Origin of the sequence: Alkaliphilus oremlandii OhILAs, assembly GCF_000018325.1 — a bacterium.
GTDB classification, from domain to species: domain Bacteria; phylum Bacillota; class Clostridia; order Peptostreptococcales; family Natronincolaceae; genus Alkaliphilus_B; species Alkaliphilus_B oremlandii.
Genome location: NC_009922.1, coordinates 2,410,700 through 2,423,477 on the forward strand (window position 1 = coordinate 2,410,700; position 12,778 = coordinate 2,423,477).

Annotated in this window: 10 protein-coding genes; 1 reads left to right on the top strand and 9 read right to left on the bottom strand. The window is 37.8% G+C overall.

Annotated features, from left to right (window positions below):
* Window positions 1-9: 9 nt before the first annotated feature.
* The 5 genes from uvrB to ftsE all read right to left on the bottom strand — a co-directional run bounded on the left by uvrB (window position 10) and on the right by ftsE (window position 6,455).
* Window positions 10-1,989, bottom strand: coding sequence for an excinuclease ABC subunit UvrB (uvrB, locus tag CLOS_RS11750; RefSeq protein ID WP_012160098.1), 1,980 nt, complete (start codon window positions 1,987-1,989; stop codon window positions 10-12).
* 296 nt (window positions 1,990-2,285) lie between these two features.
* Window positions 2,286-3,482: a S41 family peptidase gene (locus CLOS_RS11755; RefSeq protein WP_012160099.1), complete on the bottom strand. Its 1,197-nt coding sequence runs from the start codon at window positions 3,480-3,482 to the stop codon at window positions 2,286-2,288.
* A 206-nt stretch (window positions 3,483-3,688) separates the two neighbouring features.
* Entirely contained in the window at window positions 3,689-4,819 is a 1,131-nt protein-coding gene (locus CLOS_RS11760) for a murein hydrolase activator EnvC family protein (RefSeq protein WP_012160100.1), read from the bottom strand.
* Between the two features lie 24 nt (window positions 4,820-4,843).
* Entirely contained in the window at window positions 4,844-5,740 is an 897-nt protein-coding gene (gene ftsX, locus CLOS_RS11765; RefSeq protein ID WP_012160101.1) for a permease-like cell division protein FtsX, read from the bottom strand.
* Window positions 5,730-6,455, bottom strand: a complete 726-nt coding sequence (gene ftsE / locus CLOS_RS11770) for a cell division ATP-binding protein FtsE (RefSeq protein ID WP_012160102.1) — start codon at window positions 6,453-6,455, stop codon at window positions 5,730-5,732. Before ftsE ends, ftsX begins: the two co-directional genes overlap by 11 nt.
* A gap of 228 nt (window positions 6,456-6,683) precedes the next feature.
* Here ftsE and CLOS_RS11775 point away from each other — a divergent pair, with 228 nt between their 5' ends.
* Window positions 6,684-7,253, top strand: coding sequence for a 5-formyltetrahydrofolate cyclo-ligase (locus CLOS_RS11775; protein ID WP_012160103.1), 570 nt, complete (start codon window positions 6,684-6,686; stop codon window positions 7,251-7,253).
* Window positions 7,254-7,306: 53 nt separating this feature from the next.
* Here the strand turns inward: CLOS_RS11775 and CLOS_RS11780 are convergent, their stop codons facing one another.
* The 4 genes from CLOS_RS11780 to CLOS_RS11795 all read right to left on the bottom strand — a co-directional run bounded on the left by CLOS_RS11780 (window position 7,307) and on the right by CLOS_RS11795 (window position 12,777).
* The gene (locus CLOS_RS11780) at window positions 7,307-10,123 is read right to left on the bottom strand and encodes a phosphodiester glycosidase family protein (protein WP_012160104.1); all 2,817 of its coding nucleotides are present in this window, start codon (window positions 10,121-10,123) and stop codon (window positions 7,307-7,309) included.
* Between the two features lie 165 nt (window positions 10,124-10,288).
* A complete protein-coding gene (locus CLOS_RS11785; protein WP_156774449.1) occupies window positions 10,289-10,765 on the bottom strand; it encodes a protease complex subunit PrcB family protein in 477 nt (158 codons plus the stop codon).
* Window positions 10,766-10,993: 228 nt separating this feature from the next.
* Window positions 10,994-11,932 (bottom strand): transketolase family protein, encoded by a 939-nt coding sequence (locus CLOS_RS11790; RefSeq protein WP_012160106.1) that lies wholly within the window; start codon window positions 11,930-11,932, stop codon window positions 10,994-10,996.
* Entirely contained in the window at window positions 11,932-12,777 is an 846-nt protein-coding gene (locus CLOS_RS11795; RefSeq protein ID WP_083757168.1) for a transketolase, read from the bottom strand. Before CLOS_RS11795 ends, CLOS_RS11790 begins: the two co-directional genes overlap by 1 nt.
* Window position 12,778: the final 1 nt, after the last annotated feature.

Here is a 12,778-nt window from a genome sequence, read left to right on the forward strand (position 1 = left end):
CCCTTCTTCCTACTTTTGCTGTGCTCGCAATGATTGAATTTTATCCCTCAATTCTGCCGCTCGCTCAAACTGTAAATCGGTGGCAGCCTGAAGCATTTCAGTTTCAAGATCCTGAAGGACCTTCTCCAGTTCTTCCTTGCTTAAATTATTCTTACTTGCTTCTTTTCCATATTTCACTTCTTCCTCTGCAACCTTCGTTGCTTCGATCACATCACGAATCCCCTTTTCAATGGATTTCGGCTGTATATTATGAGCTATATTATATTCCTCTTGCAGCTTCCTTCTTCGATTGGTTTCGTCAATTGCAACCTGCATGGATCTCGTAATCCGATCGGCATACATAATAACCTTACCTTCTAGATTTCTAGCTGCCCTACCAATGGTTTGTATCAATGAGGTTTCAGATCTTAAAAAGCCTTCCTTATCCGCATCCAATATAGCAACTAAGGATACTTCCGGTAGATCAAGACCCTCTCTCAATAGATTGATACCCACTAAAACATCAAACTCTCCTAAACGAAGATCCCTTATGATCTCCATTCTCTCAATGGTTTTAATATCTGAATGTAAGTACTTTACCTTAATTTGAATTTCTTTTAAATAATCTGTTAAATCTTCCGACATTTTTTTAGTCAGTGTTGTAACCAAAACTCTCTGGTTTTTCTCAGTTCTTTTTCTTATTTCTCCAACGAGATCATCTATTTGCCCTTTAATCGGACGAATATCGATGATTGGGTCCAAGAGACCCGTAGGCCGTATGACCTGCTCTATGATATTCTGAGTCTTGTCCATTTCGTATGGACCTGGCGTTGCACTGACGTATACAATCTGATTTACTAAACCTTCAAACTCTTCAAAGTTCAATGGTCGATTATCATAAGCAGATGGTAATCGAAAGCCGTAGTTCACCAAGGATTCCTTTCTAGAGCGATCGCCACCATACATGGCTCGAATTTGAGGAACCGTAACATGGGACTCATCTATGATGATTAAGTAATCCTCTGGGAAATAGTCCATTAAGGTATAGGGTCTGCTGCCAGGCTCTCTACTGGTTAAATGTCTGGAGTAGTTCTCGATGCCTTGACAAAAACCAACTTCTCTGAGCATTTCAATGTCGTACATGGTGCGCTGACCTATTCTTTGAGCTTCAATGAGCTTTTCCTCTCCTTTAAATTCCTTAATTCTCTCTTCAAGCTCCACTTCGATGGCTTTGATGGCGTTCTCTACCTTGTCTGCTCCTGTAGCATAGTGGGAAGCAGGGAAAATAGACACATGCTGCCTTACGCCAATAATTTCTCCCGTTAAAGAGTTCACTTCTAATATTCGCTCTATTTCATCTCCAAAAAACTCCAGTCGAATGGCGTTTTCTGAGGAGGATGCAGGGAAAACCTCTACAACATCGCCGCGCACTCTAAAAGTTCCTCGGATAAAATTAATATCATTTCTTTCATATTGAATATCTACCAATTGCTTTAAAACTTCTTCCCTGGATTTTTCCATCCCAGAACGGAGGGAAACCATTAAGTTTTTATATTCCGTAGGATCTCCCAAGCCATAGATACAAGAAACACTGGCAACGATAATCACATCTCGTCTTTCCAGTAAAGCTGATGTGGCTGAATGGCGGAGCTTATCGATTTCATCATTGATGGATGCATCCTTCTCTATATAGGTATCGCTGGTAACGACGTAAGCCTCTGGCTGATAATAATCGTAATAGCTCACAAAGTATTCTACAGCATTATTTGGAAAGAATTCTTTAAACTCACTGCATAGCTGGGCTGCCAAAGTTTTATTATGGGCAATGACTAAAGTCGGTTTTTGCACCTTTTCTATGACATTGGCCATGGTAAAGGTTTTTCCTGACCCTGTAACACCCAGTAACACCTGATGCTTAGTCCCTTTATTAATGCCATTTGCCAAAGCTTCTATGGCTTTTGGCTGATCTCCCGTAGGACGATAATTGGATACAATCTGAAATTTCTCCATTTGTATATCTCCTCACTATTTTCATTATCCTTAGTATATCACATTAGGTTAACATAATATCTTTCTAAAATTATGTAATATTCCGTTTTCAACAAACATTTGTTCGATATTTCAATTATATTATTCTAAAATTAGGATGTCAATACGATTTCTTTATCTATTGAATTTCAAAGTGCTTAAAATGATAAGAATCCCCAAAATTGAGGATTCTTATCATTTATTTTCAGCACTTGAAACTCCAAGGTCTATCTAGAGTTCAATGTGACATAAAGTTTGTGCGCCGGAGCGAACAAATCTTATTTTTTAATTTTTTCTCGAATAACTTCGATGGCTTTATTTAGCTGCACATCTTCTTGCTTTTCAGCCCCTTGATTTTCGCTTTCCTCTGGAAGCTCTACTACAATATCTGGAACGACTCCTGTACCATGAATATTCGTGCCATTTGGCGTAAAGTATTCTGAAATTGTGTATTTAAAACCAGTTCCGTCCGCAAGAGGTCTAACTTGCTGTACCAAACCTTTACCGAATGTGGTGGTTCCTATGATGGTGCCTTGACCACCATCTTTAATTGCTCCTGATAAAATTTCAGAGGCACTGGCACTTCCCTTGTTTACTAAAACCGCTAAAGGCATTTCCAATTGTCTTTTGTCGGATTTTTCTACTTTTCTGTTGCCATTGCGATCTTCTGTATAAACGATAACCTGTTCCCCTAATATTTCATCTGCAATCTCTACACACTCATCTAATAATCCACCCGGATTATTTCTTAAATCTAAAATCAGCCCTTTAATATTCTTTGCCTTTAAATCCTTTAGGTGAGTTTTAAAATCATCTGCAGTTTTTTCATCGAACATGGTAATTCTAAGATATCCGATGTCGTTTTGTAGAACTTCTGATTTAACAGTTTTTAAACGTATTTCTTCTCGAACAATGGCGACCTCAAAGGTTTCTTTCTTATCTTCTCTTAAAATGGTCAATTTGACTTCACTTTGAGGGTCTCCTTTCATTAGGCTAACGGCATAATCCAATTTATCTCCAGATATAGATTCTCCGTTGACAGCAATGATTTTATCCCCAGGTATGAGCCCAGCTCTTTCCCCAGGCGTATCTTCAATTGGAGATACCACCGTTACGTAGCCATCCTCACCCGGTGTTACAATAACACCAATTCCACCATAGGTTCCTTTTGTGCTGGTCATTAAATCGCCAAATTCCTTTGCCCCCATGTACTGTGTATATGGATCGCCGATGCTCTCAAACATTCCTTTAATAGCACCTTCTATTAATTGATCTTCATCTAATTCCTTATAATAATTTTTCAGTAAATGTGCTTTAAGAGCTATGAATTTTTCGTAAGCCGCTTTCTCATTTTTTGTGAGTGCATATCCAAATCCCAGTGGTGAAGTAATAAAGCTTCCCACAGTGAAATTTAGAATAGTGGTTAAAGCAAAAATTAGTAGGGCTCCGATTACAGCTTTTCTTTTACTTATCATATTTTTTCTCCCCTTTGATTTATTCCACGCTGTCATTTAGTTTATGGTATATTCTTTAATATTATACCGCAACCACTTAAAAAATTCAAAATTATCCAGACTTTAGTTCAATTATTTTTAATGCTGAATCCCCTGTTGGATAGCTAAAAAATCAAGGAGAGATATCCTTGATTTTTTGAAAAATTTTATTTTTGGTACTTAAAATCTTATTTTCCTTTTAAGTATGGAATTGGATCCACATATTGACCATTTTTACGAACCTCAAAATGTAAATGTGGTCCTGTAGAAGCTCCAGTGCTTCCAATCAAGGCGATGACTTGCCCGCTGGTAACCGTATCTCCATTGGAAACCAATAGCTTTGAGTTATGTGCATATAAGGTCATGATACCACCACCATGGTCGATGATTACAGCCTTACCATAGCTTCCCAAGGTACCTGCAGTGATAACCTTACCAGCACCTGCAGCGATTACATTTTTCCCGTTTGGTGCACCAATATCAATCCCCGTATGGAATTTTTTAGTTTTTAAAATAGGGTGTATCCTATTTCCAAAGGGGGATGTTATGTTTGTATATCCCGGCGTTGGCCACTGCAACACACCACCTACGTATGCACTGCTGGATTGTAAACTTCTCAGCTTATTGGTAAGATTATCAGCATCTTTTTTATTCTGATCCAACATTTTTTCTAGTTCCACCTTGTTTTGAGCTAGATCCTTTCGGTACTTCTCTTGCTCACCCCTAGATACCACCAATTTCTCTTGCTTCTCTTCTACGCTGGCTTTTAAGCTAACCAATTGTTTCTTTTGATTTTCTAGGGTCATTTTTTCTTCTTCAATAATAGCCTTTTGAGCTTCCATCTCTTTTAATAGTTCTACATCATGATTCACTATTTTTTTTACCATATCTAAATTTGTCAAAAGATCTGTAAGACTTTTGGAGTTTAACAAAACCTCTGCATATCCAATATTGCCATTTCTGTACATGATATTGACTCTTTCACCCATCACATCTTGCTTATGTCCAATATTTTGTTCCGCAACTTCGATATTGTGTATTGCTGTACTAATTCTATTTTCTGTGTTGGATATTTTATTTTTTAAGGTTTCAATCTCTCCTTCTGAACGATCAATTTCACCCTCTAAACTTTGTATCTTTGCCAATACCTGTGTTTCCTGTTTCTTTACTTTGTTGATTTCATTGGTAAGCTTTTTCTGCTCTGCCTTCTTTGCATTCAGGTCATCCGTAATTTGCTTTGCTGTGTCAGCAAATGAGAATAGAGACGTCGTTGCCATGGTTAATATAATTAGAAGAGCCATGCCGTGCTTCCTTTTCATATCTTTTCCTCCTGTTGTATGTTTTTAGACCTTTAAATATCGTCTTAATGAAATAATACTTCCTAATGCCCCTACACCGGTGCCTAAAATCCCAAACATCCATATAATTTTGTTCAACATTGTATTGACACTGATCATGTAACTACCAAATACAACATAAAACTTACTCGTAATTAAATTAAATGCATATTGGTATCCAAAGTATACAATCCCTATGGACAATGCAGCACCAATCAGCCCTAACAGCATTCCCTCTAGAAGGAAGGGCCATCTTATAAACCAGTTGGTTGCACCAACATCCTTCATAATTTCAATTTCTTGCCTTCTTGCATTTAAAGCCAGCTTTATGGTATTTGAAATAATGAAAATCGCAACAAGGACTAGAATGGATATAATGACGAGACCAACAGTCCTAATGAACTTTGCTACATTTAACAACTGGTCCACCAATTCTTTATAATATTTTATTTCGTCTATTCCCTGTAAAGATTTTAAAGCACTTACTACACTATCCGCGGACTCTAAATTTTCAACCTGAATTATATATGAATTGGGAAGTGGATTTTCCTCTAAAGTTTCTAGTAAATATCCCTGCTCTCCCCATTTTTCTTTCATCTTCTCTAAGGCTCTTTCCTTCGTTTCATAAGTAACATAGGAGATGCCCTGTATCTGTTCTATTTCTTTTCCTATACCCTCAATTTCTTCTACGGATAAATCATCCTGAAGATATATTTGTATTTCGTCAAATTGCATTTGTGCTAAAGATGCTGCATTTGTAATATTTAAAACTAAAGTAATCACCAATCCTAAAATCATCAAAGATGCTGCAACGGAGCTAATGGAAGCTACAGTCATTCCTCTGTTCCGCCAGAGTCCTGTAAAGCCTTGCTTAAAAATGTATTTTGTGGTCCTAGCCTTCATAGCCGTACGCCCCCCTTTGCTGGTCGCGAACAACCCTACCCTTTTCTAAGGCAATTACACGTTGTTGCATCACATCTACAATGTCCTTTGCATGGGTCGCCATTAAGACTGTGGTACCACGCCGATTAATTTGCTTCAACACCTTCATAATCTCCCAGGCCGTCTCTGGATCTAGATTTCCTGTGGGCTCGTCGGCAATTAATATGGCTGGATTATTTACAATTGCTCTAGCAATGGATACTCTCTGCCTTTCTCCACCGGATAACTGATGGGGATATGAAGTAGCTTTATCACTTAACCCTACCATCCCTAATACCATTGGAACCTGTCTTCTAATTTCCTTTGAAGAAGCTTCTATAATTTCCATGGCAAAGGCTACATTTTCATAGACGGTTTTATTGGGAAGCAGTCTAAAATCCTGAAAGACAATCCCGATATTTCTTCTGTGATATGGTACTTTACGTTTGGATAGCTTCGTTACATCCTGCCCGTTGATGAGAATACTCCCATCCGACAGTTCTTCTTCCTTTAAAATTAGTTTGATAAATGTAGATTTACCAGCACCACTGGGTCCTACCAAAAATACAAAATCTTCTTTTTCTATTTTTAAATTTATATTGGTTAAGGCTTGTACACCTGTAGAATATGTTTTCGTTACATTTCTTAATTCAATCACCTTCATCAACTCCCACTGACTATCTTTATTCTTCGACACTTATTTATAATTTCCTTCTAAAAATACTCAAATTTAATATATTAAATCAAATAATGACTTTTATCCTACTTTTGTTAAAATATACGCCATCGTTATGGAATCCTCAACATTTTTCTATGTAAACATTATAACAATAGTTCCGACATAAATTCAATTGTATTCATTTCCAATAATTTGTTATAATAACAATATGATACTGATAATTTCAATACCTTAGGAGGTTCGTATATGAAAAAAGAAATTAGAGCAAATATTTTACAACAAAAAAGTCTTATTTCTGATGAAGTTGTAAATAATACCAGCATTTCAATTTTTAATATTCTATCTCAACAAAATTTCTACAAAAAAGCAAATAATATTATGCTTTATATTTCCTTTGGAAAAGAAGTTGTTACAAAATATATTATAGAGGATCTGCAAAAATCGGGTAAAAGAGTCTTCATTCCTGTAACCGTTCCCAAAACAAAGGCGCTCATTGTATCAGAGCTAAAAGACTTTGAAAAGGATTTACAGGTAGGTCATTTTGGTGTGATGGAGCCGAAGGAAGAGGCCCTCCGACCTGTGGACCCTAGTATCCTAGACTTAGTCATTGTACCCGGTGTTGCCTTTGATCAAAGTGGATATCGCATCGGATACGGCGGCGGTTACTACGATCGATTTATCCCAAGGCTATCAGCACATGCTACGACAGTGTCTTTAGCCTTCGATATGCAGCTCATTGATAAAGTCCCGACCTCACAATACGATATCCCTGTTCAATATATCATAACGGAAAAACAATTGATACAATGTTTATAGGAACTATAAAGAACCCCAGCTCCCTTTAAAAGAAGATGGGGTTTTATTGCGATCTATTCAAATAAAGGTTTAATTTGATAGGTCACTTCGTTATTGTTCATATTGAATTCGATATACTTAAAGGCTGCCTGCGGGTTATTTGAGGTACTGTTATTGTAACAACCCGTTGAAATGTATCTTACACCATTGATGATGTCCACTGCCAAGTTTTGTCCCTCATATAGAACAAATACCTGTTTTCCTGCTTTCGCCAGTTCTGCAAAGGTTTCCATCAATAGGTCTGCCTCTAATTTGTCTGTAAATCCTCCATTACCATAGATGGCCTTGTTCATTACAACGAACACATTCTTCTTGTTGGTGCTTCTTAATAGGTTTTGAAGCCATGGCCACTGATCAAAATTTGTTTTTCTCAATCCATCATTTAAGGTATCTAATTGTATAATCAGGCTATTGCCTTGCTCGTAAGAGCCATATCCAGATTTCGCTGAAATTATTTGTTTTTGAATCCCATTGCTCAATCTAGCATCGACACTTCCAGTAAATAAAGAGGCCACATGATTGCTGTTGATGACACTGCTTATCTTATTGCCGACAATTCGATCCAGTAAAGTATAGTTCTTAAACTGAATACCACCATATACAAATAACTGCTCTCCTTGCACTTCATACGGTCTATTGTATTTATCTTTAATTACAGTGGCTGAAGGAATATTAGAAGGTGTGTTGATACCGTAAATCGCTTCTAAGCCGTCAAATAGAATTTGTCCTTTTCCTTTTTGAGCACTATCTGTTTCAACAACGTAAAGTCTTTCTACAGTAACTGGATATACTAAATTTGCGGGTAAATTCCCTGTGAGGTATTTCCAATCTGTCCAATCTATATTTTTCTTCAAATCGATTACATGCTCTGCACCACTTGCATCCTTCACTTTTGCTCTGATCCAATTGGTTGATGGTTCTGTTGCATATGCCCAAACCCCTAGACTATTTGCAGGGGAGGTTATTTTGGTATTTCCATCAAAGGCAATATATGCTGCTCTCGTTTCGTCGGTCTGTGTAAAGTCATATTCTAGCTTTAAAGAATATTTTCCTTCCTTGGCATTGGAATCTAAGGATATATTACCAGTTACAGATTGTGGATAAAGAAGAAATCCTACATTTAACGCTTCAAATCCGTTAATGACAGCGCTGTTTGATCCAATTGCAACATTCACCTCTGCTACATGATTCCCGATGGTAGCCTGTAGCTTTGTTAAGCCACTTTTACTTCCAGCAGTGTAAACGCCATCTTTAAAAGAGCCTAGTCCTTGTAAGTCCTTCCATAGAATATCTTTGGCTGGAACCTTCGCACTATATCCATCTGTATCTACAGCGACCACATTAAAGCTTCTGCTCTGTCCATAGTTGAGCTGCGCTGTTTCAGGTGTAATCTTCATATGGGAAATCTCTCCTAAAACGTCGATGGTCAATTCTGCTGTAGCACCTAAATATTCAACACCGACTACGGTCCTTCCAGATTTCGTTGGGGTAAAATTCATTCCATTAAAGGTTCCCTCTCCAGATTTAATAGAAAAACGAACCTGCGAAGGATCTACATGGATTGGATTGTAGTTTTTGTCATAGGCTTTCACAGCGATTTGGCGTGAAACACCAACGAAGCTATTTGTATCGTCGGATTCCACATTGATACCACGTAGACTTTCCACTGGTGCTTTTGATATTACTGCAATACCGTTGGTGATTCTTCTCTCAGAGCCCTCTGAAAGATGGTTTACCACCTTTGAATTGAAGGCACCTTGATCTCGCTTCACCATGGTAGTGGAACCACCACCATCCATTAAAATTGCTTCATAGCTTCCCAGCTCGATTAAATATTGGGCCAATTGCTTCCCGTCCACGCCGGTATATGAGCTATGTCTTCCATCTATAGTTACAAAAATGATCTGACTACGATCTCTCGTAATTCCTATGGCCGTTCTTTGGGCAGCACCGGAAACAGTTTGCGTAAAATTAGCAATCTGTCCGTCCTTCACTAAGGTTGTTCCTCCACCCATGGCAAGTTTAATATTTTCTAGGCTAGGATTCACATCGGTGTGTATTTCTATTCTGTCTCCAATATTGACGCTAGAAAGCAGTTGGTCTGCCTGTGCCCATTGGGACTTTCCTTTGGACGCCAATAATATATAACCGTTTTCAGGAATTGGAATAGATGGTTGGTTTTGACGAATTTCTGTAACAACACCATCGATTACAACAACTTCTACCATAGCTTGTAAATTGCCATTGAATCCTGGAGAATGGGTGCCCCAGTTTTTATCAATGAGCATGATATACTGGTATTCATCCGTATATTTATTGATGGAGGCAATGGGTATATTGACGCCACTGCTTGTACTTGCAGATATTTTATGAGTCCAGTAGTCTGCAAAAGCTTGTCCGTAGTTATCGATAAAAAAGGTAGCATAGTTATGAACTGTAATTGGACTACTGATCATCTTTCCATCTTTTACAATGGCGCCCAATGGAGAATCTGGATTCAGCATATAGAAAAAATCTCCATTGATAGCCGCTACAAGGTTATCTTCTCGCTTTGCCATAGTGGATAACGTTTCCTTGGTGGATACGCCGTTTGAACTTGTTAAAACATCCAATTCTGTATTGTGGTCGTTTAAATTGATATATACCGCATTTAAATTCAACCAACCACTTTGGGTAAAACGAAGGATGTTTTTATATGTAACTCCACTGGATATGATCTCTTCCTTTATTTTTTCATGTACAATGGTATTTGCAAAGCTTGTACCCGTTAATGACGTTACTAAAACAGCAGATAAGCCCATGGCTATAACCGTGCTCTTGAGTCTGTTCATTTTTGTTACCTCCTCGTTGCTAATTGCATATGTCTAATTCTTTACCCCTTATTATATAATAACTTATATACAAATAGATTACATTTACATTACATTTCTGTAATTGTTTTAAAAACACAGCCTTAAATTTTCCCATTTAAAATGCAAAAGAGCAGAGGGTTTCCTCTACTCTTGCTGGGTTATTTGTAAATCAATTTTTGCAGGCAGCTCTTTAAGCTCTGTCTTTGCCACCACATATGGATGTGTCATGGACTGCGTTACCAAATCATCTGGCTTTGGATCCTTAAATATTGCATGAACCACCAGCTTCGTTTCTTCATCCTCTTTCACGACTTCTATTTTATCAATATCCACATCGTATCCAGCTGTTAATTTTTCTCCCCTCGTAACAATTACATAGATATTATCATCTACTTTTGCTGCTAGCGCTCTTTCTAGCATCTTGTATCGCGGTAATATCTGCGTAATTTTTTCTGGAATTTGATCTGTCTCTAAAACCATATACCCCACCCCACTATCTTCTTTAAATAATTTAGGAACATATTTTACAAGACAAGTGGCCATTACAATTAGCAACACCATTGTAATAAATAACTTCCAGTTAACCTTCGGCAGTTTTGGCATTTTTCTTTTTAATCCCAAACTTCTTCCCCCCTTTTTACATATAAATAATTCCTAAGTATAAATATTTAATAAAAACATCGATCCTTCATAGTTATTTGTATTCATAGGGGGACAGAAATATTCAATTGTACAAGTTTGTTATTTAAATTAATTTATAGAAAGACCATGTAGGAAGGAAAAATCCGATTTCCCCCCTACATGGTCTTTATTCGTTTAAACTTTATTTATATTTATTTTAAATCCATCTTATTTTTTCTTCATAATTTCAGTAACAGCACTGATGATGTTTTCCTTTGTCAGTCCATACTTCTTCATTAGATCTACTGGACTTCCAGACTCTCCAAAGGTATCCATTGTACCAATACGCTTTAATGGTACAGGGCAGTTCTCGCTGATGACTTCTGCAACTGCGGAACCTAATCCCCCAATGATGTTATGCTCTTCTGCTGTTACGATGGCTCCAGTCTCCTGTGCTGCCTTCACAATCAACTCTGTATCAATAGGCTTTATGGTATGGATATTGATTACTCTTGCATGAATGCCATTTGCTTCAAGCTCTTTCGCTGCTTCTAAGGCTTCATTTACCATTAAACCTGTGGCTACAATGGTCACATCATTTCCTTCTTTTAATTGGATGCCCTTTCCAATTTCAAATTTATAGGTTGCTTCATCGTTAATGGTCGGTACTGCCAGTCTTCCAAGTCTTACGTATACCGGCCCCTCCATTTTTGCTACAGCATGGATTGCTGCTTTTGTTTCTACGCCATCAGCAGGTACGATAACGGTCATATTTGGAATGGTTCTCATACAGGAGATATCCTCCAATGCTTGATGAGAAGCACCATCCTCACCAACTGTAATACCGGAATGGGTTGCACAAATTTTCACATTGAGCTTTGGATATCCGATCGAGTTTCTAATGATTTCAAATGCACGACCTGTAGCAAACATCGCAAAAGTACTGGCAAATGGAATTTTTCCAGCAGTGGATAAACCAGCCGCCATTCCCATTAGATTTTGTTCTGCGATCCCAACATTGATAAATCGATCAGGAAAATTTTTTCTAAAATCAGCGGTTTTAGTAGATTTAGAAAGGTCCGCATCTAATACAACGATATTTTCATTCGCTCGTCCAAGTTCCACTAGAGCTTGACCGTAAGCATCACGAGTAGCCATTTTAGTCATTATATTTCACCTCCAAGTTCCTTTAATGCCTGTATCTTCTGTTCTTCCTTCGGTGCATTTCCGTGCCAATCTACTTGATCCTCCATAAAGGAAACGCCTTTTCCTTTGACTGTTTTCGCTAAAATCAGTGTTGGCACATTTTTCGCTTCTTTCGCTTTACCAATGGCTTCTATAATTGCTTCAATGGAATGTCCATCGATTGCAATCACATTCCAACCAAATGCTTTAAACTTATCTGAAACAGGATTTACAGAAAGGATTTCTTCGTTTCTTCCATCGATCTGAAGTCCATTATAATCGATAATCGCTGTTAAATTGTCCAGTTTATAATGCGCAGCTAACATGGCAGCCTCCCAAACGAGACCTTCCTGAAGCTCGCCATCGCCTAAAAGTGTGTAGACTCTATAATCCTTATGGTCAATTTTACCTGCCATCGCAATCCCACAGGATGCAGAAAAACCTTGGCCTAAGGAGCCTGTCGACATATCCACTCCAGGTGTTCCCTTCATGTCTGGGTGCCCCTGTAGCATGGCATCTATTTTTCTAAGCTTCATTAGCTCTTCTCTTGGAAAAAATCCTTTTTTCGCTAAAGTTGCATATAGTACTGGTGCAGCATGACCCTTTGATAATACGAAACGATCTCGATCCGCCCATTTTGGATTTTTAGGGTCCACCTTCATTTCATTAAAATATAGTACAGTTAGAATATCAGCTGCTGAAAGGGATCCACCAGGATGTCCAGAACCAGATTCTGCAAGCATGGTTATAATATCTTTTCTAATATCATTGGCTAAAGTTTTTAGTTCTTGAATATTCTTTTCCAAACTGCTCTCCTCCTTATTTATA

Excerpts from the sequence above, each read along its gene's own strand:
- uvrB (WP_012160098.1), bottom strand. The coding sequence starts at position 1,989 with ATGGAGAAATTTCAGATTGTATCCAATTATCGTCCTACGGGAGATCAG.
- CLOS_RS11755 (WP_012160099.1), bottom strand. The coding sequence starts at position 3,482 with ATGATAAGTAAAAGAAAAGCTGTAATCGGAGCCCTACTAATTTTTGCT.
- CLOS_RS11760 (WP_012160100.1), bottom strand. The coding sequence starts at position 4,819 with ATGAAAAGGAAGCACGGCATGGCTCTTCTAATTATATTAACCATGGCA.
- ftsX (WP_012160101.1), bottom strand. The coding sequence starts at position 5,740 with ATGAAGGCTAGGACCACAAAATACATTTTTAAGCAAGGCTTTACAGGA.
- CLOS_RS11775 (WP_012160103.1), top strand. The coding sequence starts at position 6,684 with ATGAAAAAAGAAATTAGAGCAAATATTTTACAACAAAAAAGTCTTATT.
- CLOS_RS11780 (WP_012160104.1), bottom strand. The coding sequence starts at position 10,123 with ATGAACAGACTCAAGAGCACGGTTATAGCCATGGGCTTATCTGCTGTT.
- CLOS_RS11790 (WP_012160106.1), bottom strand. The coding sequence starts at position 11,932 with ATGACTAAAATGGCTACTCGTGATGCTTACGGTCAAGCTCTAGTGGAA.